Origin of the sequence: Nonomuraea sp. NPDC049028 (genome assembly GCF_043197735.1) — a bacterium.
Classification (GTDB): domain Bacteria; phylum Actinomycetota; class Actinomycetes; order Streptosporangiales; family Streptosporangiaceae; genus Nonomuraea.
Genome location: NZ_JBICTR010000025.1, coordinates 1 through 19,637 on the forward strand (window position 1 = coordinate 1; position 19,637 = coordinate 19,637).

The 19,637-nt window shown below is 69.5% G+C and carries 15 protein-coding genes; 3 read left to right on the forward strand and 12 right to left on the reverse strand.

Annotated elements, in window-relative coordinates; genetic code table 11:
- Positions 1-631: 631 nt before the first annotated feature.
- Both ACGFJ2_RS57230 and ACGFJ2_RS57235 read right to left on the reverse strand, forming a co-directional pair.
- Positions 632-1,507: a hypothetical protein gene (locus tag ACGFJ2_RS57230; RefSeq protein ID WP_393483514.1), complete on the reverse strand. Its 876-nt coding sequence runs from the start codon at positions 1,505-1,507 to the stop codon at positions 632-634.
- Positions 1,504-2,082 (reverse strand): RNA polymerase sigma factor, encoded by a 579-nt coding sequence (locus tag ACGFJ2_RS57235; RefSeq protein WP_393483517.1) that lies wholly within the window; start codon positions 2,080-2,082, stop codon positions 1,504-1,506. Before ACGFJ2_RS57235 ends, ACGFJ2_RS57230 begins: the two co-directional genes overlap by 4 nt.
- A 179-nt stretch (positions 2,083-2,261) precedes the next feature.
- Between ACGFJ2_RS57235 and ACGFJ2_RS57240 the strand changes: the two genes are divergently transcribed.
- The gene (locus ACGFJ2_RS57240) at positions 2,262-5,453 is read left to right on the forward strand and encodes a S8 family serine peptidase (protein ID WP_393483520.1); all 3,192 of its coding nucleotides are present in this window, start codon (positions 2,262-2,264) and stop codon (positions 5,451-5,453) included.
- Positions 5,454-5,682: 229 nt separating this feature from the next.
- Complete coding sequence (locus tag ACGFJ2_RS57245) at positions 5,683-7,359, forward strand: MFS transporter (protein WP_393483523.1); 1,677 nt, start codon at positions 5,683-5,685, stop codon at positions 7,357-7,359.
- A gap of 913 nt (positions 7,360-8,272) precedes the next feature.
- Here the strand turns inward: ACGFJ2_RS57245 and ACGFJ2_RS57250 are convergent.
- The 3 genes from ACGFJ2_RS57250 to ACGFJ2_RS57260 all read right to left on the reverse strand — a co-directional run bounded on the left by ACGFJ2_RS57250 (position 8,273) and on the right by ACGFJ2_RS57260 (position 9,061).
- Positions 8,273-8,422: a hypothetical protein gene (locus ACGFJ2_RS57250; protein WP_357956403.1), complete on the reverse strand. Its 150-nt coding sequence runs from the start codon at positions 8,420-8,422 to the stop codon at positions 8,273-8,275.
- A gap of 33 nt (positions 8,423-8,455) precedes the next feature.
- Positions 8,456-8,710, reverse strand: coding sequence for a hypothetical protein (locus ACGFJ2_RS57255; protein ID WP_357956402.1), 255 nt, complete (start codon positions 8,708-8,710; stop codon positions 8,456-8,458).
- 105 nt (positions 8,711-8,815) lie between these two features.
- Positions 8,816-9,061 (reverse strand): hypothetical protein, encoded by a 246-nt coding sequence (locus tag ACGFJ2_RS57260; protein ID WP_393483527.1) that lies wholly within the window; start codon positions 9,059-9,061, stop codon positions 8,816-8,818.
- Between the two features lie 354 nt (positions 9,062-9,415).
- Between ACGFJ2_RS57260 and ACGFJ2_RS57265 the strand changes: the two genes are divergently transcribed.
- On the forward strand, positions 9,416-10,255 hold the full coding sequence (locus tag ACGFJ2_RS57265) for a prephenate dehydratase (RefSeq protein ID WP_358183588.1): 840 nt from the start codon (positions 9,416-9,418) through the stop codon (positions 10,253-10,255).
- 174 nt (positions 10,256-10,429) lie between these two features.
- On the opposite strand, the gene ACGFJ2_RS57270 is transcribed toward ACGFJ2_RS57265, so the two are convergent.
- The 7 genes from ACGFJ2_RS57270 to ACGFJ2_RS57300 form a co-directional block, all read right to left on the reverse strand.
- Positions 10,430-13,504 (reverse strand): CARDB domain-containing protein, encoded by a 3,075-nt coding sequence (locus ACGFJ2_RS57270; RefSeq protein ID WP_393483530.1) that lies wholly within the window; start codon positions 13,502-13,504, stop codon positions 10,430-10,432.
- 964 nt (positions 13,505-14,468) lie between these two features.
- Positions 14,469-14,894, reverse strand: a complete 426-nt coding sequence (locus ACGFJ2_RS57275) for a hypothetical protein (protein ID WP_393483533.1) — start codon at positions 14,892-14,894, stop codon at positions 14,469-14,471.
- A gap of 399 nt (positions 14,895-15,293) precedes the next feature.
- Positions 15,294-15,515 (reverse strand): hypothetical protein, encoded by a 222-nt coding sequence (locus tag ACGFJ2_RS57280; RefSeq protein ID WP_358183579.1) that lies wholly within the window; start codon positions 15,513-15,515, stop codon positions 15,294-15,296.
- A gap of 28 nt (positions 15,516-15,543) precedes the next feature.
- On the reverse strand, positions 15,544-16,062 hold the full coding sequence (locus ACGFJ2_RS57285) for a hypothetical protein (RefSeq protein WP_393483536.1): 519 nt from the start codon (positions 16,060-16,062) through the stop codon (positions 15,544-15,546).
- A 28-nt stretch (positions 16,063-16,090) separates the two neighbouring features.
- Positions 16,091-16,549: a DUF6294 family protein gene (locus ACGFJ2_RS57290; RefSeq protein WP_393483539.1), complete on the reverse strand. Its 459-nt coding sequence runs from the start codon at positions 16,547-16,549 to the stop codon at positions 16,091-16,093.
- A 126-nt stretch (positions 16,550-16,675) separates the two neighbouring features.
- Positions 16,676-17,323, reverse strand: coding sequence for a response regulator transcription factor (locus tag ACGFJ2_RS57295; RefSeq protein ID WP_358183573.1), 648 nt, complete (start codon positions 17,321-17,323; stop codon positions 16,676-16,678).
- Positions 17,320-19,584, reverse strand: a complete 2,265-nt coding sequence (locus ACGFJ2_RS57300; protein ID WP_393483543.1) for a sensor histidine kinase — start codon at positions 19,582-19,584, stop codon at positions 17,320-17,322. Before ACGFJ2_RS57300 ends, ACGFJ2_RS57295 begins: the two co-directional genes overlap by 4 nt.
- Positions 19,585-19,637 lie beyond the last annotated feature (53 nt).

Below are 19,637 nucleotides of genomic sequence, written 5' to 3' on the forward strand. Positions count from 1 at the left end.
GGTTCGCGTGCAAGAACCTGGCGTGCGGATGGATCGGCAACGCTGATACCAACGCCGCCCGAAACCAGCTTCATCGGTACAACTCCGCCGCCGGACGGGCGGTCACAGGACGTGGAGACTCCGGGATACCGGGGCCTGCGAAGCGTCAAGCATCCTGTCCCACAGTCTCGCCCGCACCCGCGCTGCGAGCTGCTGCGTAAGCAGCACAGGAATCCTCCACATTCACGTGGAGGAGCACGTCAAAGCTTGTGGCGCGATGAGGGCTCAGGAGGTACGTCCTCCACGGTGCCAGGGCTCTGGTACGACTTCACCACGGACAGCATGTCCCTCCCTCTGAATCTCGGCCCTTCGACGGAGGAGAAGCGGGCTCGGGCCGGCCGAGTCCCGCCCCGCGAACTCAAGCCCTTCGTGCCACATCCGCTCAAGGCCTATCAGGCCGCCGTGCCGGACGATGACGATGAGGCAGGAAGGGAAAAATCTACTTTGTAAAGGCGCTCGGGCGGAAACAAAAACCCAAACACATAATCGAATAAATACCCTCATTTAGAGCTAACCGGCTTACGGAGAGTCACGGGGAGAGATGTCGAGTTCAGGCGCGATCAAGGTGGTGTTGCTGTGCGCGCTCGCGGGCCTAGGAGGTCGGGCAGTTCTCGCCGCGGCGGCCTCCTGGCTCCTGCGGCTCGGACCCCTCGTACACGTTCAGGGTCGCCTTGCCCGGCTCCGTCATGGAGCCGTTCTCCACCAGCCACGAGTCCGGCACCGACTGCTTCGTTCCGCCGGTTAGGGGATCCATGTCCTCGAAGTTCTGGATGGTCACGCCGCGCTCCTGCAGCATGCCGCGCACCTCGGCCACGGTCCGGCCGATGTAGGGCTGGCAGTGCAGCGGCTCGCCCAGGCCGTCGATCGTGGTGCCGTTCTCGAACGGCTCGCCGGGCCGGGCCTCGCGCCCGAGCGTGATCTCGGCGGGTCCCTGGAAGTTCTCCGGGATCTTCACCCCGATGGGGCAGCCGCCCATCTTGTCGCAGGTCCCCGGCTGGTCGATGGTCTTGATCTCGTCGAGGTACCGGTGCTCGGTGGGCGAGGTGGGGAAGATGGAGCCCACCCACGACGGCGTCGAGGGGATGAGCCTGAGGGTCACGTTCAGCCCTGCGTCACGGAGCTGCGCCTGGTACGTGCCGGCGTCGGCGTACAGGTCCTTGATCTCGATGACGTAGTACCCGTCCTCCTTCCTGATGTCGAGCGCCGCGGCCGTCCCGGGTCCGAGGCCGAGCCCGGTGGGCAAGAGCCAGCTCAGAGCGAGGAACGCGGCGGTCAGCAGGGCCACGCCCGGCACCGCGGCGCGCAGGATCAGCGGCCGGTGCGCGCGCCGCCCTGCCGGTGCGACGGCCCTGGCTGTGGCGGGCTCGGCGGCCATGATGTCGCGCATGAGCTCGTGGGCCGCCTCGGTCATGCCGGGCCCGGCGCCGGGGGACAGGTGGGCGACCACGCGGTCCACGCTGTTCTTCATGATTTTCCCTCCGCGAGTGCGACGGCGCGCAGGCCGTAGGTGGTCAGGTCGAGGTCGGCGGCCGCCAGTTCCTTGGCCAGCCGCTGGCGGGCGCGGTGCAGGCGCAGCCGCGCCGCTCCGCGCGAGCAGCCGAGCACCTTGGCGATCTCGGCGCTGCTCAGCCCTTCCCAGCCGACCAGGGCGAGCAGTTCCCGGTCGTCGGGCGACAGTCGTCTGAACGCCTGGTGGGTGGCCTCGCCGTACTGCTCGGCCACCGGCCTGGACCAGGTGGACAGTTCCGCGCGCAGCTGCGCGGCCAGCGCCGATCGGCGCTCCTCGGCGCGGAAGTGGTTGGCGAGGACCCGCCGGGCGACGGCGTACAGCCACAGCCGGGCCTCGTCCCCCGCGGGAATGTCGTCCAGCCGGCGCCAGGCGGTCGTGAACGTCTCGGCGATCACGTCGGCGATGTCGTCCGTGGACTCGGTACGTCGCGCCACATAGGCGGCGATGGCGGGATAGTGCGCCAGGTAGAGCTGCTCGAAGCGTTGCTCCGGCGCCGGGGGCCCGATGTCGCCTTCTCTCCGTTGTTTGGACACATCTCAGCAGATGTCCGGCTTAGCGGCTCTGTTTCATAAGAAGGCCTATTTTCCCGAAAGGTTTCACCGGAGACCCAGTAACACCCTTCCGTATCCGGACATTTGCTCATGCGTTGCCGCTGAACGTACCTGAGCGTCGTCGGCGGCGATCGGTCATGCAGCCGATGGAGAGGAAACGCATGAGGTTAGGCAAGGGCCTGCTGGCCGCCATCCTGGCAGTGACGGCCGGCGTCACGACCGCCCCGGCACCCGCCGCCGCGACGCCGGCCCCGACCCCGTGGGTCGCGAGGCAAGAAGGCACGACGAACCGGCCGACCGGCACGGTGACGCTGATCACCGGCGACCGCGTCATCGTCACCGCCGCCGGGCATCGGGTGGAGCCGGGAGCGGGCAGGCAGGTGCACTGCAGCAGCCAGTACCGCGACGGCCATCTGTACGTCTACCCGTCCGACGCCCATCCGCTGGTGGCCAAGGGCGTTGTGGACGAGCGGCTGTTCGACGTCACGCAGCTCCTGGCCTGGGGGTACGGTGACGCGAAGCGGAGCGACATCCCGCTGATCACGCAGTCTGCCAAGGGGGAGGCGCCCGCGCTCCGGAGCGCCCGCCAGGACCGGCGGCTGTCCTCCCTCGGCATGTCTGCCGCTGAGGTGCCCAAGAAGAGCGCCGCCGAGACGTGGAAGGGCATAACGGACGGCGTCCAGACCCTGACCGCCGGCCGGACGAAGATCTGGCTGGACGGCCACCGCTCCTTCACCCTCGACCAGAGCGTCAAGCAGATCGGCGCCACCGAGGCGTGGAAGCAGGGCTTCACCGGCGAGGGTGTCACGGTCGCCGTGCTCGACAGCGGCTACGACCTCACACATCCCGACCTGAAGAACGTCGTCACGCAGGCACGCGACTTCACCGGTCGCGACGACATCCGCGACAGGAACGGGCACGGCACGCACGTCGCGTCGATCATCGCGGGAGCGGGAGAGAAACAGCGCGGCGTGGCGCCCGGCGCGAAACTCGCCATCGGCAAGATCGGCGACATCGTGATGCAGGAGTCCGACATCGTCGCCGGCATGGAGTGGGCCGCGGCCGAGGTCAAGGCCAAGGTCATCAACATGAGCATCGGCGGCCCGGACACGGTCGACGTGGACCCGGTCGAGCAGGCGGTCAACACCCTGTCGGAGCGTACCGGCGCGCTCTTCGTCGTGGCCGCGGGCAACGACGCCAAGCCCGGTACGGTCTTGAGCCCCGGCAGCGCCGACGCGGCCCTCACGGTCGGTGCCGTCGGCCGGGACGACAAGGTGGCCGACTTCTCCAGCAAGGGCCCCCGGCTCAACGACCATGCCATCAAGCCGGACCTCACCGCCCCCGGCGTCGCCATCAAGGCGGCCAACGCCAATGGCGGTGCCGACGCCCCGTACGTCGCCAGGAGCGGCACCTCGATGGCCTCGCCCCACGTGGCGGGAGCCGCCGCGATCCTCGCCCAGCGCCATCCCGACTGGAGCGGACAGCGGCTCAAGGCGGCCCTCATCGGCAGCGCCGCCCCCAACGGGAGCGCCAAAATCTACGAGGAGGGCGCCGGACGCGTGGACGTGGCCCGCGCGGTCTCCCAGCAGGTGGCCGCGACGACCGGCAACGTCTGGGCCTCCTTCCCCTGGAACGGCACTGGCGAGCGCGTGGCGACCAAGACGCTCACGTACGCCAACTCCGGCGACACCCCGCTCACCCTGGACCTCGCCGCGGACGGCGAGGGACTGGAGCTGGGGTCCAAGCGGCTGGAGCTGCCCGCCAAGGGCGAGGCGTCGGTCGAGCTGACGATCCGCGCGGTGGGCAAGGCGCCCGGGGACTATCCCGGCGTCGTCACCGCCAGGTCGGGCGACACCGTTGTGCGCACGCTCGCGGGCGCGTACGTGGAGCCCGAGACCCACACCCTGACCGTCAAGACCATTGAGAGGAACGGCCAGACACCCCGCGCCGCCATGGGTTATCTCTATCAGCTCGAGACCGATACCCAGAAGACGCTCTCGTTCGACGACCAAGGCGTCGCAAGAGTACGGGTGCCCAAGGGCGAGTGGAACCTCTACGTCAACGTCTACAACTCGGACCAATCCACGACCGCGCATCGGCCCGTGACCATCGACGGCGCGGACCAGGAAGTGACGGTGGACGCGCGCCAGGGTAAGGAGATCACGTTCACGGTGGACGAGCCGACCGCCGTCCAGGACGGCAGTGAGGAGATCACCCTGGCCAACGGCTGGTTCAGCCAAGGCTGGGCCAGCTTCGGTGATGACGTCTACGCTCTGCCGGTGCGCCAGCCCGGCCTGAAGTACCTGGCCGGGAGCACCTGGCACAAGAAGGACGCCGCGCCGAGCCCGTACCGCTACGATCTGGTCGACTATCGCACCGGCGGAATTCCGGACGACCTGTCGTACACGGCGCGCACGCGTGACCTGGTGAAGGTGAGCGCGACGTACCGGGCGCCCGGCGTGCCCGGCACGGCCGACGTGATCGTGGGGCCGCTACTCCCCGGCGGGTCCTGGGCAGGGGGCGCCTGGCTGTCCGAGAGCCCGAGCCTGAATCTGCCGGCCACCATGACGCACTACCGCACTCCCGGCTTCGCCTGGGAGACCGGCATCACGACGGGCACCCACTGGGTGTCCGGCGTGAGCCAGGTGCTCGGCCGGCGGCCCGTCACCGAGCTGTGGAACGCCGCCGTGACCGGCCCCGCCTTCGGCACGTCCGCGGGCAGCCGCGACGGCGACTGGCTGAACTTCAACGTCGACGGCATCCTCGCCGACGGGCGGGCCGGGCTGATGGGCGGCGACTACGACATCACCGGCAGCATCGCCCTGGCCCGCGGCGAGGAGAAACTGGCCGAGACCGATCTGGCGACCTGCGAACCCGGATACACGGAAAGTTGCCGGCTGGACGTCCGCCTGCCCGCCGAGCCGGCGGCCTACACGCTGACCGCGTCGGCGCGGCGGCCGTCGGCGCTGTCCACGAAGGTCGAGTCGGCCTGGACGTTCCGGTCGCAGCGGACGGCCGAACCCCGGCCGCTGTTCCTGACCGCCGTCCGCTACGCCCCCGAGGGTTTGGACGACCACAACCGCGCGAAGCCCGGGTCCACGACCGTCGTCCCGGTGAGCCTCCAGCGCAACCCCGGCGCCTCCGCGCCGCGCGCCACGTCGATCACGCTTGAGGCGTCCTTCGACGACGGGGCGAACTGGCGGCCGGTCCGGCTGGCCCACGCCGGCTCAGGATGGACGGCCCGGATCGCGAACCCGGCCGCACCTGGGTTCGTCTCACTGCGCGCCAAGGTCACGGACGCGGCGGGTGACCGCGTGACGCAGACCATCACCCGGGCGTACGCCATCGGGTGACGGGTCCGCACTCCGGCCGCGCGGGCGCCAGTCTCCCGCGCGGCCGGCCGGACACGGTGAATCTGGACACTGTCGCGGTTCCGTGCCGGAGCAGTTCCTCGCCGACCACGAGCCCAAGCCGGAATAGGGGCCGTTCTTGGCGCCGCGCGCCTTCATCCGGATGTGGGACATTTGCTGAGGGCATCCGACCCGGAGACCTGTCGTGGTACCAAGACGAGGAAGTCGCGACATGACACTCCCCACAGCCACCGCGGCGGAGCGCAGGCACAGCCCTTGGCTTGTCCTCTTCGTTCTCTGCCTCGGCTTTTTCATGATCCTTCTGGACACGACGATCGTGAACATCGCGATCCCGCAGATGGGTGATCACCTCAAGGCGTCCCTGTCGGACATCCTGTGGGTCATCAACGCGTACATCCTGATCTACGCGGTCCTGCTGATCACCGCCGGGCGTCTGGGCGATCTGTACGGCCCCAAGCAGCTGTTCATGATCGGTCTCGTGGTCTTCACCGGGGCGTCGGCCGCATGCGGGTTCGCCCAGAGCCCGGCACAGCTCATCGTCTTCCGGGTGATCCAGGGGCTGGGCGGCGCACTGCTCACCCCGCAGACTCTCTCCGTCCTGACGATGATCTTCCCCTCGGAGAAACGTGGTGCGGCGTTCGGCGTCTGGGGCGCGGTCGCCGGTGTGGCCACGCTGGCCGGGCCGCTGCTGGGCGGCTGGCTGGTCACCGACTTCGGATGGCGCTGGATCTTCTTCGTGAACCTGCCCGTCGGCGTGATCGCCCTGGTGCTGGCCGGGATCGTGATGCCGAACCTGCGGCTGAACCGCCGGCACCGGCTGGACTGGGCCGGCACCGCGTTGGTCACCGTCGCGCTCTTTCTGATCACGTTCGGTCTCATCGAGGGGCAATCCCATGCCTGGGGGAAGGTCTGGGGTCCGATCACGATCGTGGAGATCCTCATCGCCGGCGTCGTGATGCTCGGTCTCTTCTTCGTGCATCAACGGGCGCAGCAGCGCCGGGAGCCGCTGGTCCCCTTCCAGATCTTCCAGGACCGGAACTTCTCCGTGATGAACGTCGTGGCCGCGTCGATCGCGTTCGGCATGCTCGGCTTGTTCCTGCCGTTGACCATCTTCCTGCAGTCGGTACTGGAACTGTCCGCGTTGCAGGCGGCCCTGACCTTGTCGCCGATGGCGCTGATCTCCATGGTGGTGGCGCCGCTGGCCGGGCGTGCCGCAGACCGGGTCGGAGGCAAGTGGATCTTGTTCGTCGGTTTGTCGCTGTTCTCCGGTGGCATGGGCGTGCTGATCGCGTCCTCTCATGTGGATACCAGCCGGCTCGATCTGCTGCCTGGGCTGATCGTGGCCGGCTTCGGGCTGGGCATGACGTTCGCTCCGATGCAGGCTGTCGCGATGCGCAACGTCGAGCCGCGAATGGCCGGCGCCGCCTCCGGCATGATCAATACGACCCGGCAGCTCGGCGGGGTGATCGGGTCGGCGGCCGTGGGCGCGGTGCTGCAGGCCCAGATCTCCACCCACCTCAAGAGCGCCGCCGCGGCCGACGCCGGTCAACTGCCCGCGCAGTACAGGGCGCAGGTTGTCGACACACTGAGCCACGTGGCCTCAGGCAGCCAGGACATCGCCGGCGGACAGATCGCCCCCCACCTGCCTGCCGGGATCCCGGATCAGGTACGGGCCCAACTGGACACCTTCTTCACGCTCGTCTTCCAGCAGGGCTTCGTGGGTGCCATGCGGGCGACGCTATGGTTGCCCATCGCGGTCATGGGGTGCGCGGCGCTCGCCGTGATGCTCGTACGCGGGCGATCGGACCGCCGCTCTCGGACCGAGAGGAACGAGCCGGAATCCCCTCCCGCGCCCCCGCTCGGGTCCGCGCCACCAGCCCCTGAGTAACTAACAGACATCGCCTTTGCGGCGAACCCCGGCGCCTACAACGCCGGCATCGCGGCGGGTGCCGCGCTTGGGGCACTGGTCCTGCCGCTCGCCGAGGGACGGGGCACCTTCCTCGTCGGCGGGCTGCTGACCGTCGGGTCCTGCGCGGTCCTCTTCGACGGCCGGCTGTCACGTATGCGCCGTCATACAGACGATCAGCGGGAGCAGGTTCGGTCCTATAGCGCTGGGGCGAACAGTTCGGCATCGGCCTGGAGCGGGGTCCTCATTCGAATGGGGCCAGGTGGCTGGCGTGTTTCCGCAGCGGGCGGTCGTTTCGCCAGTCGTCCAGTCGGATGACGTTGACAGCGATGGCGGAGACGATGTGTTCGAGGCGGACTTCTTGATGCCGCGGTAGCGGGTGCGGCGCAGGCCGGTGCCGGTGACGGCTTAGTGGATGGTGGCCTCGATGCCGCACCGGAGGGCGTATTGGTCGTGCCAGGCGGGGTGATTTGTTCGGTGCGGGCGGAGTCAGGGTTTCCTGGATTGCGCAGGAGGTCACATGCCGAAACGGCAGTAGTTTGGCTGGCGCCGCCGCGTCGGTCTGCCGGACGCGCTGGCCGTCAATAGGGCGGGGATGAGGGCGGGGGAGGGCGCCGTGTTCGAGCCGTTCGCGTACCTGTGGCGGGAACACCCGTACGGGCCGGATCTGGACGGTGTCCTGGTCAACGCCTCGCTCGCCATCATGTCGATCCGCCAGGCACTGCCTCCTGGCTGGGCCCGGAGCGCGCCGCCGCCCAGGTCTTCACGGTGGCCTGCCGCCGGTCTTGTCTCGCATCTCCAAAAATCTACTTTGTAAAGGCGTCCGGGCGGAGCAAAAACCCAAACACATAATCGAATAAATACCCTCATTTAGCCCCAGAAGGCTTACGAAGGGTCACGGGTAGAGCTGGTCGGCGACCTCGCGGACCCGGGTGGTCACCCGCAGCAGGCATCGCAGAGTCTCGGTGTCGAGGTGGTCCATGATGGCGCGCGACGACGGGGGGCAGGTTGTTCTCTTGGGAATGTCGCTCAGCCTGTTCGCCAAGCTTCATCCGATCGACAAGGGCACCGTGTCGCGCTATCTCAACAGGACCGTGCCCGCCACCAAGAAGAGATCGCGCAGCTGACGCGACAGCTGAAACTGGCCCGCGAACGAACGTATCGGGCTGAACGCCGGGTGCAGGCGCTCGAAGACCTTCTCGATCAGCTGGAGGCCCAGGAGCCGCCCGGAGGCGAGCACACCAGCCTCAACCGCGACCGGATCAGGATGCAGGACGCGACCACCCGTCTCCGTTGTCCCATCCCGACGACAGCGTTGCTTGAGTTCTTCCATCCACAGCACGGCTCCCACCCAGCTCGGTTCGACGCAGTGGACCGGGCGATGGCAGATCCCGCTGGTCGTCCGTGGCATCAGGCTCACCTGCCCACTCCCAGCCGATCATCGCGGCCACCCAGATGATCCGGTCGATCTCCGCGTCGGCCTGCGCTCCTTGGACTCGCCGATGTCGCGCACCTGACGGACCGCCTCGATCCACCGGTCGATGCGGTGGCGGGCGTCCCGGGCCATCTCGTCGTCGACGCCATGCACCAGGCGTACGACGGAGCCGAGCGCCGCGGTGGTGTTGCCGCTGGAGCCACCGCGGCCCTCGGGCATGCGCCCGCTCATGTAGTAGCGGAGGTCCACTTACAGCTCGCGCACCCCGGCGTGAATGGTCATGAGCAGCGGGCCGGCCTCGGCATGCCTGGGGCGCCGGCTACGGCCGAGGCGGCCGGAGATGCGCACTCCGGCGCAGGTGCGCCCAGCCTCGTTTGAGGGCTTCGCGGACCTTCAACTCCGATCACCAACTCTCGGATCGAGTGCCTGCCAGGCGCGGGGTCGGCAGGTTCAGCGTGCGGACCTGTTCACGGTGCGCAAGCACCTGCGCGTGAAGTGCGATGAGCTCATCCGATGAAGCCGCAGCCTTCTCGGCCTGCGCTTGGACGATCGACCCCCGGGGAGGCCATGCAGCCGCGCCCGGCTGCATGGGACACTGCTGGGGTGACCGCACGACGTATCGCCTACCAGGGGGAGCCCGGCTCGAACTCCCACTTGGTGTGCAAGCAGCACTACCCCGACTGGCATACGGTGCCGTGCGCGTCCTTCGAGGATGTGTTCGCGGTGGTGGAGAACGGCGAGGCCGAGCTGGCGATGATCCCGATCGACAACTCGATCGCCGGTCGGGTCGCCGACATCCACCACTTCCTGCCGACCTCGGGCCTGCACATCATCGGCGAGCACTTCCTGCGCATCCAGTTCCACCTGATGGCGCCGCCGGGTGCGACCCTGGACACGATCAAGGCCGTGCACAGCCACGTGCATGCCCTCGGCCAGTGCCGCCGGATCATCCGCGAGCACGACCTGGTGCCGATGATCGCCGGTGACACCGCCGGCGCCGCGCGCGAGGTGGCCGAGGCGGACGACCCGACCCAGGCGGCGATCGCGCCGCCGCTCGCGGCGGAGATCTACGGCCTGCACATCCTCGCCCGCGACGTCGAGGACGAGGAGCACAACACCACCCGGTTCGTGGTGCTCAGCCCCGACTTCGTGCAGGCACCGCGCGGCGAGGGCCCGGTGGTCACCTCGTTCGTCTTCAACGTCCGCAACCTGCCGGCCGCGCTCTACAAGGCGCTCGGCGGGTTCGCGACCAACGGCATCAACATGACCAAGCTGGAGAGCTACATGGTCGGCGGCCACTTCGCGGCCACCCAGTTCCTCGCCGAGGTCGACGGGCACCCCGAGGATCCCGGCCTGAAGAACGCGCTGGAGGAGTTGGCGTTCTTCACCACGGACGTGAAGATCCTCGGGGTCTACCCGGCCGACCAGTTCCGCACCGACTGAGTCTCGAGACGGGGCGCCAAGGCGCCACTGCTGGGTCACGGTACTTGCCACCAGGCGAGTATCACCAGCTACCACACCCGCGTTGATCGCCAGGGCACTCTGGAGGCTGTTGCGGCCTTGGACGGCCAGCCAGTCGGCATGGCCCGGCCTCGCAGGCCGGGCGATGCCGGCGGATCAGTAGCGTTCGGCGATGCCGGAGTTGATCTCGACAAGCGCCAGCGTGGTGTCGGTGAAGGCGACCACGTTGCTCAGCGGTGGCAGCGGCAGTGTGGCTTGTGCGTGGCGGGCGGCGTCGCCCACGGTCCGCAGGCCCAGCCGCTCGATGGTCACGGTGTGGACGGCCGTCGCGGCGTTGATCCGGCGGTCGGCCAGGTTGAGGTAGGTGGCCAGCAGTTCGGCCTTGAGGGTTCTGGGCTGTAGCAGCGGCAGCCGGAAGGTGTCGTTGACCTCCTGCTGGGTCAGTCGGCCGTCGGCCGGGGAGGTGTCGAAGCGGGTGTCGGTGGCCTGCACCCTGGCCAGCAGTTCGGCCGTGCGCGTCGCCGGGAGGCTCGCCCAGATGGTGGAGATCTGCGGGTTACGGCTGGGTGCCGCCTCGGTGACCGTGGAGGTGCTGGAGGCCGAGACCGGGTCGTAGGCGCAGCCGTTGGCGTTGCCGTAGGTGACCTTGGCCTGGCCGGTCAGCCGGGTGCCGCCCTCGGTGAGCAGGCTGGAGCGGGTGGTGAACTCCACGCTCTTGGCGGCGCCGGCGTCCGCCGTGCCCAGGTTCCAGGTCAGGATCCGGCCGTTGACGTTCGCCGGGCGCGGCCCGGTGCCCTGGTCGAGCGCGGTGCTGTAGTAGACGCCCTCGGGGAGCGTGTACTGCAGGGTGACGCCGGTGGCGGTGGCGCTGCCGGTGTTGGCGGCGGTGAGCTTGGTGGTCACCGCCTCGGCCGCGTTCGCCGTCGGGGTGGCGGTGGCCGTCAATGTCAGCTTCGGGGCCTTGATCCGGGTGGTCGCGGAGTCGCTGTTGTTGGCGGTGTCGGTCTCGGGCTCCTCGGCCAGGTTCTTTGCCGTGACGGTGGCGCGGTTGGTGAGGTCGGTCGCGTCGGCCGTGGTGCAGGGCACCAGGTAGGTGAAGGTCTCAGTGTGGGAGGCCTGCGCAGCCAGTTCCGGCAGCGCCCGGTTCACTGCGGTGCCGTCGGGCAGGGTGTCGGTGAGGCTTACCGCGGCGGCGCGGCCCTTGCCGATGTTGCTGGTCTTCACCTGGTAGGTGAGCGTGTCGCCGGGTAGCGCGGTCGCCTTGTCGACGGTTTTGGCGACCGTGACGTCGGGCTCGTAGAAGTTGCGCCGCGCCAGCTCCGAGCTGACCACCTGCCGGAACGAGATCTCCGGCCCCGAACCGGTGATGGCCGCGCCCTTGAACTTCAGGCTGGCCCAGTCGTCGTGCCCGGTCAGGACCGTCTCCCGCCCGCTGTCGCCGCCGCCGGGCGTGGACTGGCAGGTGTTGTCCCCGCCCGCCAGGATGTCGTCGCCTATCCGGACGTCGTTCGGGTTGACGGTGCTGTTGAGGCCGTTCGTGCCGCCTAGCACGCAGACGTCGTCGTCGGCGTTGATGTCCACGGCCAGGGGCGGTGTCGCCGGGTCGATGATGGGCTGGCCGGCGGTGTCGAAGTTCGCGTTCCAGTTCAGCGGCCCTCGCCCCGGCCCGAACCTCTCGTTGCGCATCGGGTCCAGCCAGCGGGTGAGGTCGGTGCCGTCCTGGATGCCCATCGATTCGTTGAGGGCGGTCCTGTCCAGGTCGGGCAGGTCCTCGCGTGAGTAGTCGAGGCGGCGGGCGGCGTCGCGGCCGGGGGCGATCGGGATGCCGCCCGGGTCGAAGGAGTAGTTCATGACGCTGAGGTAGTTGGGCTTGTGATTGGTGCGGATGCTGCCGCCGTGGGCGAGTCCGAGGGCGTGGCCCAGTTCGTGCATGATCGTGCCCGACTGGTCGCGGACCGTGCCGACCCGGGCGTTGTCCCGGCCGGTGCCCGGAGGCAGGACCTGCTCGTCGTCGGGGCGGGGGACGAGGGTCGTGTCGACTTTGCTCTCGCAGTCGCCATTGGTGCCGACGTCGATCTCGTTGGTGCCGAGCAGCACGTCGTCGCCGCCGAGCTTGGTGTCGATGACGCCGTTCGTCCCGGGCGCGACGCACAGGGTGCGCCAGGAGCCGAGCGTGATCAGGAAGTCCTTGTCGGCGTCGCAGCAGACCCCGGACACGCCGGCCGCGTTGGGCTGGTCGTGAGCGGCGATCGCGTAGTGGGCGTAGGGACGCAGCAGCGGGCTGAGATTGGCTGTCCGGAACCTGCGGAAGTCGTTGTCGAGCCCGATTGTGGCCTGTTCGGCGATCGGGTTGCCCTCGATGTAGATGAAGTCCACGCCGACCGGGGTGGGCACCCCCGCGTACCGGCAGGGTCGCACGGGATCGACCGGCGCGTTCGCGAACGCGTTCTTGGCCTCGGCGATCGCGGCGGATTTGGGTTTGTGGTTCTCGGCGGGCGAGGTCATGTAGTCGATGGTCACGATGACGCTCTTGCGGCAGGGGTTGATGCCCATCGCTGCCAGGTCGTAGCGCATCGTGCCGTCCGCCTCCCTGATGCCGAACCGCTCGATGACGTCGTAGATGCCGTCCTCGTCGGTGTCGGGGAGGGTGGCGGGATCCACCTTGATGTCGATGCCGATCGTGGCCGCGACGCCGTCGTTGACCTCGGGGAAGTTCGGGTCACCGTCACCGGTGATCCGGCCCTGGCTCGGTGTGATCCCGTCGGCGACGCCGCGCCAGGAGCGTGTGCCGAGGTCGAAGTCCAGGTTCAGCTCGTCGTCCTGGTTGCCGGGGCTGATGTCCATGAGATCGTCGCCGAAGTTGGTGCCGTCGTCGTAGTCCCACAGCCTGATGAGCACCGGCACGGTGAATTTGTCATCGGGCACGGAGACCGTCCTGGTGAAGATCCAGGGGTCGGGGAAGGTGCTGGGGTCGAAGACGTCGTCCTGTACGTACGGCTTGCGCAGGACGGGATCGCCCGGTCCGTCGCCGATGCGGATCTCGGGGAAGTAGTCGCCGTCCCCGCCGTCGTCGTCCGGGTTCTCGTGCTGCTGGACGTGGTTGATGGTCAGCGTGATGGTGACGTCTGTAGCGGCACGGGCCACCGAGACGATCGCCGTGTTGAGCGCGATGAGACAGAGCACGACCAGCGGGATGACAACCAATCGGCTGAAATGTGGTGGATGACGCATGCGCCCAACGATGAGGACCTTGCGGCGGTACGGCATGAGTAGTGGCTACTCAACCGTGCAGGCGGTCAAGAACCGCGGACTCACGGCAGACTAAGCAGGAGCAGATTCCGACCGCTGCACCACATCCCAGCCGACCTCGATCGATCGCTATCTGGGGTTCTTGGCCTCTTCTCGCAGGGTCAGAGGTGAGATGATCCTTTCAGGCTCGTAAGGCGTGTGACCGATCTTGAAGGCATGTTGCATCGATAGCGTGGCCGGGCGTTTTGGCCGATCGCGCGATGGCGGCAGAGGCAGATACCGACGCACGGGCTGGCCAGGATGCGGCCGTCCGGGCCGAATGCCAGCCCATACACCACGCTGACGTGGCCGATGAGCCGTAACGCCGGCGAGGCGGCGGGTTGCGGTGTTCCGCGGGGCCCCTTTGCTATGTCTTGACTGCGCACCGCTTTTGACCTGGGTAAACTCCCTCATCGCACCCCCGTGTCGGTTGAACCCGAGGGGGAGCATCATGGCTACGCTTCGCACTGCCGGTCCTATGCTGGCACTCGCCGTCGGCTACCTGCCTGAGCCCGTCGGCTCGGCGCGGGGGTGCCTTTTACGAGCCGAGATATGACGGCTACAGGGCTCTAGCGAGGTCCGACGGCGACGGCGGGGTACAGCTCTCCTCGCGGCACGGCACCCGGCTCAACGAGATGTTCCCGAAGTCGTGTTCGCGGTATGGGAACACCTCCCAGAACGGACGATCGTGGACGGCGAGATCGTCCGCTGGGGCGCCGCCGGCGCAGGCGGTCCTTGACGTACTGCGGGAGCTCGGCCGCCTCAAGAACGGCCTCTCGGTTGGGCGGGACGCGTCAGATCCAGGAGGCCAGAGCGCGGCGAACCTCCGCGCTGACGTGGAGGCGATAGATCAGGTGGAGCTTGCGGGGCGAAGGTGATTTTCCTGGCCGTGTTACCCGCGCATCCATCAGCCACAGCAGTTCCGGCTCCGTCCCCAGGCCCGGAGCGAGGGCGAGCTCTTCTCCCAGTTCCCGGGAGAGAACGGCAGCTCCTCCCTGACGCCCGGGTTCATACGCACGCTCCATGGCACACCACGCCACAGCTGTTCCCAGCGCGAGACAAACCTGCGCACCCAGTTCGACAGACCGCCGCCGAGCACTCCGCCCGGCTCCAGGTCGCGCACGCCGAGCAGCGCTGACTGACCGAGCAACGACAGCAGGCCACCGAGCGCGGGGCTCGGCTGGAGGCCGAGCTGGACGAGACCAAGACCACCCTGAGGGCCACCCGCCAACACCTGCACGGGCTGCACACGGAACGCAACACCGACCGCGATCGAGGTCGAAACGCTGCTCGCGTAGTGCTCCTTGGACGAGCAGCGACCGTACGTGATCACGCATGCGCGGTGTCTCGCAGCCCGATCCGACAAAACAGCCGGGGAGCCGGGACAGAGGGGCGGGGCGGCCCCCGCGAGTGAGGCACAGCCAGGACATGCGGTCGCGCTCGTAGGCGGGGAGTTGGCCGACCGGCCACTGTCCGCGAGGGCCTGGGATTCCGGTCTCGCTCATACCAACCTCGGGGAGCGTGGGTGGGGCGGCGCGCGGCCGCCCCTGGGCACGTCAGTCGCTGCTGCACTCCACGTGGGCATAGACGCCGTTGGCCCGAGCACGACCCAGCCGTCCCACCAAGATCCGGAAATAGCATCGCATGATGCACCTCATTCACTTTTGGATCACCTTTGGGAATAAAAGGGACCCATGGGAAAGCTCGCTCGTCGTTGACTCCCGAGTCGGTGCTAGACGCGGCCGATGATCTCCAGCACGAACGGCGCGGCGACGACGAGGACGGCGATGACGATCAGCAGCGCGATCACGTTGCCGACGAAGCTCGACCGGCCGGAGCGGCGCGCCAGCCGCGCCGAGTCCTGAGCGGATTGGCGCGCCCACTGGGCCGCCCTGGCCGCGTTCTGGTTGGCGTTGTTCTGGCTCTGCCACGATGAGAAGTTCGGGTTGGTCATGACGATCTTTCCTTTCGTATCGTATGGATCAGGCCGGGCCGTCCCGCGACCTCCGTGCCGAAACGCGTGTTCGGATGGCGCCGGCGAGCAGAGCGGCGCCGAGGGGCCCGGCACCCAGGAGGTAGGGGGCTCCCGGATCGCCGGTGAGCGGGCCGAGCAGAGCGGCGAACGCGATGACCGCTCCAGCCGCCGGCCGGACCAGTCCGGCGCGGGCGAGCCCGTACGCCAGCAGCGCGATGCCGGCGGCGGCGGCGTAGGCCAAGGTGAGCCGCGGGACGGACTGCGCCGCGACCCACCGCCCGCCGGCGACCCGCAGCGTCGCCTCGACCATCCAGGCCGAGGCGACCACCCCGAGCAGGGCCAGTGCGACGGCGGCCCGCCCCCGTCCGGCGTGCCGCGCGATGTCGCGGTACACCGTCGCGGTCGCCGCCACCCCGGCCCATGCGCCGGCCCCCCACATCACTTCGGCGCATGCGGTCAGGGTCCCGGCGAGGCAGAGCATCGCCGAGGCCAGCAGGCCCAGCCCGCCGAGCGCCCGCGCTCTCATGTTCGTCGTCAGGGCCGGCGGTGCGGGCTCAGCAGTGCTTGCTCAGCGACATGTGCTTGATGAGCGGGAACAGGCCGGGGTCGAACTCCGCCTCGGTGTCCTTGATCTGCCACCGGTACGGCTCGGTGTGGCTGGGCATGTTCATGACGAACTTCGTCAGGTTCGTGGGGTTAGAGCGGGTGTGTCGCAGCCAGCCGAGCACGGCGCCGTTCTCGTCCTTGATCTTCGCCCACATCAGCCAGGCGTCGCCGTCATCACTGCTGGTGACCGTGCCGTCGAAGGAGGCCTTGCCGGTGGAGGTCAGGGTCCATCGGGCACCCGAGAACATCGTGCAGTCGCCCGCCCGCATCGTTCCGAAGTAGAAGGTCTTGGTGGCCAGGGCGGTGGTGTCCTGCGCGTGGGCGGTTCCGGTGGTGGCGAAGGTCAGCCCCGCGATCAGGGCCGCAGCGGTCGATATGGCGCCCAGTGTCCTTCGGGTCCCGCGCATGGGATCGTCCTTTCCTGAGGGTGGCTCGTCGATCGGTCACCCTCAGGGTGGGCGATACCGTGTCCCGTCGTCATGGGTCCCGGGTCCCAGTCGATCCGGGAGGTTGTTCCCGGGCGAAAGGGGCCTTCATGAGGATTCGGGCGCTCCGCCGAGTCCCGCCTCGCGGGCCCGTACGATCGCCGCAGGCCGGTCGGCCAGCTGCAACTTGGTCAGTACGTTCGAGACGTGGTTGCGCACGGTCTTGCCGCTCACGCCGAGGCGCCGCGCGATCGCCGTGTTGTCCAGGCCCCGTGCCACCAGCCCGAGCACCTCATGTTCCCGCTCGGTGAGCTGCGGGAACGGGGAAGCCACGACGGCCTTGGAGAAGTGCGCGAGCAGCCGCGTCGCCACGCCGGCGCCGAAGACCGCCTCGCCGCGGGCGACCGCGCGGACCGTGGCCGTGATCTCCTCGGGGCCGGCGCCCTTGAGCGCGTAGCCGTGGGCGCCGGCCCGTAGAGCGGCCAGGACGTTCTCGTCATCGTCGTACATCGTCAGGATCAGCGCACGCGTGGGCAGGCCGGCGGCCCGCATCCGGGAGGTGACCGTGAGCCCGTCGCCGCCGGGCATGTTGACGTCGAGCACCGCGACGTCGGGCCGGTGCTCGATCGCCGAGCGCAGCGCTTCCTCGCCGGTCGCGGCGACGGCGAGCACCGTCATGTCCTCCTCGGAGTCGAGCAGGGCCCGCAGGCCCGACGCGAACACGGGGTGGTCGTCGGCAAGGATCAGCCGGATCATCGTGCCCTCCCAGACTCGCCCAGATCCGCCGGCAGGAAGGCGCGCACACAGGTGCCGCCCTCGGGCAGGGAGCATATCGACCATTGCCCGCCGACCTCGGCGGCCCGCTCGCGCATGGAACGCAGCCCCACCCCGGGTGCCCGCTCAGGATCGAGCCCGCGGCCGTCGTCGCGTACCGTCACCTCGACGCCGTCGGCCGCCAGCGCGATCTCGGCGGTGCAGCCGGTCGCGCCGCTGTGCCGGACCGCGTTGGTGATCGCCTCGACGGCGATCCGGTAGGCCGCCGTCTCGACCGCGGCGGGCAGCGGCGGCAAGCCTTCCTCGCCGATGACCTCGATCGGCATCGCTCCCGCCAGGCTCGCCGCTCGGGAGCGTACCGCTCCGACGATGCCCAGCTCGTCCAGCGCGGGCGGGCGCAGCGCCTCGACCAGGCGCCGGATGTCGCTCAGCGACGCGCTCGCCTCCGCGGAGATCTCGCCGAGCAGGGAACGCGCCGCCGAGTCACCCGGTACGGCGCGGGCCGCCAGCGCGGCCTTGAGCCCGATCGCGGCCAGCGTCGGTCCCAGCCCGTCGTGCAGGTCGCGGCGGAGCCGGCGGCGTTCGTCCTCCCGCGAGGCCACCACCTCGGCGCGGGAGCGGGTCAGGTCGTCGTGCAGCCGTACCGCCTGCACCGCGCTTCCCACCTGCTGCGCCAGCGAGGCGATCAGGCTGAGGTCGATGGGATCGAGCGGGTCGTCCGAGCCGCGCGCCGAGACCAGCAGGAGCCCGACGAGCGTCCCGTGGTAGCGCAGCGGCTCGGCGTGCACCTGGCCCGCCGCGACGCCGTGCCGGGCCGCCGGGTGGCGCTCGCCCGCGCCGTCCACCAGGTCGATCGCCACGTACGGCACGCGTAACGACCGGGCCACGGTCTCCACGATCGCCGGTAGCATCTCGGCGGGCAGCAGTACCGCCTGCAGCCGTGTCCCGAGGCGGGTCAGCGCCCCCTCCGGGTCGTGGCGGTCGCCGTACATCACCCGGTTGACGGTGCTCTGCGCCGCGTTGCGCAGCGGCGCCAGCGCGAGCGCCGCACTGGCCGCGGCGAGCGCGGCGGCCACGGTGCCCGACAGCCGCAGCACGCTGACCAGCAGCGCGACCACGGCCGCGTACCCGGCGACGAGGATCGCGACCACGGTGGCGTACACCAGTGAGCGGTTGGCCAGCCTCTCGACGTTGAACAGGCGGTGGCGGCGCAGCGCGACCCCGATCCCGGCCACGAACGGCAGTCCCGTCAGGCCGAGCGCGCCCCACGGCAGCGGCTGCGTTCCGGTGATCAGTTCCGGCAGGTGCCAGCCCGCGATGCCGAGTACGGCCGCGGCCGCGCCGCCGCCCAGCATCCAGCGCGTGCGCCCGCGCATCAGCGGATCCGGGTTGCCGCGATAGCTGATCGCGCCCCAGACCGTCCCGGCCACCAGTACCAGCGCCACCACCGCCGTCTGACCGCTGTGCAGCAGGCCGAGCCACCGCAGCGCGTCGGGCGCCATCAGCGCCGCGACCCCGCTCCACGCGGCCATGGCGGCCAGGGGCGCGGCGTAGGCGACGGCGATCGTCTTGCGGGTACGGGGCGACAGAGGCTGGCGAGCCGTGAACGCGAGCACGAAGGCCAGGAACGCTCCCCAGCCGATGGAGTACGACACGATCGCGTTGATGTGGAACAGCCAGAGCTGAGGGCCGCCGGTGGCCAGCGCGAGTGCGGGCAGCCCGACGGCGACGGTGAGCGTGCTGCCCAGCAGCCCGGCCGCGAGCACGAGCAGCGGGGCCGTCGCGGGCGCCTCGGGCCGCCGCAGGTACAGCGCGGCCGCCAGTCCCGCCAGCGCCAGGACGAACACGAGATTGCCCCAGCCCTGCACGAGCAGCGGGTACGGATCGGGCCGATCGACGCGTACCGCCACGACCGCGTCCTGGCCGGCCACGCCGTACGGGACGCTCGCGCCCAGGCCGGGACGAGAGACGGCGCCGAGCCCGTCGGCCAGGCGCCTGCCGGCGACGGCGATCACCAGGTCCCCGGTCCGCAGCCCAGGCCCCGAGGGCGCGGCCGGCACGTCCACCACGACGCCGTCGAGACGCCACGTCGACCAGCCCAGCCGCACGATGCTGCCGTCGGACGGCGCGTCCAGCGAGACGGCGGTCGCGACGACGCCCAGCACCACCAGGACGATCGCGACCGCGGCCGGAACCCTGCGCGAGCGTCGCATCGAAGCCAACCAGGACAGCCGCGCGGACACACCCCCATCCTCACCGACAACCGGCCGCGAAACCACCAGCCCGCGGGACAGGA

Bases quoted from the DNA above. Each gene is read 5' to 3' on its own strand.
- ACGFJ2_RS57285 (WP_393483536.1), bottom strand. From the start codon at position 16,062: ATGAGAGCGCGGGCGCTCGGCGGGCTGGGCCTGCTGGCCTCGGCGATG.
- ACGFJ2_RS57245 (WP_393483523.1), top strand. From the start codon at position 5,683: ATGACACTCCCCACAGCCACCGCGGCGGAGCGCAGGCACAGCCCTTGG.
- ACGFJ2_RS57240 (WP_393483520.1), top strand. From the start codon at position 2,262: ATGAGGTTAGGCAAGGGCCTGCTGGCCGCCATCCTGGCAGTGACGGCC.
- ACGFJ2_RS57290 (WP_393483539.1), bottom strand. From the start codon at position 16,549: ATGCGCGGGACCCGAAGGACACTGGGCGCCATATCGACCGCTGCGGCC.
- ACGFJ2_RS57280 (WP_358183579.1), bottom strand. From the start codon at position 15,515: ATGACCAACCCGAACTTCTCATCGTGGCAGAGCCAGAACAACGCCAAC.
- ACGFJ2_RS57255 (WP_357956402.1), bottom strand. From the start codon at position 8,710: ATGGAAGAACTCAAGCAACGCTGTCGTCGGGATGGGACAACGGAGACG.
- ACGFJ2_RS57230 (WP_393483514.1), bottom strand. From the start codon at position 1,507: ATGAAGAACAGCGTGGACCGCGTGGTCGCCCACCTGTCCCCCGGCGCC.
- ACGFJ2_RS57270 (WP_393483530.1), bottom strand. From the start codon at position 13,504: ATGCGTCATCCACCACATTTCAGCCGATTGGTTGTCATCCCGCTGGTC.
- ACGFJ2_RS57295 (WP_358183573.1), bottom strand. From the start codon at position 17,323: ATGATCCGGCTGATCCTTGCCGACGACCACCCCGTGTTCGCGTCGGGC.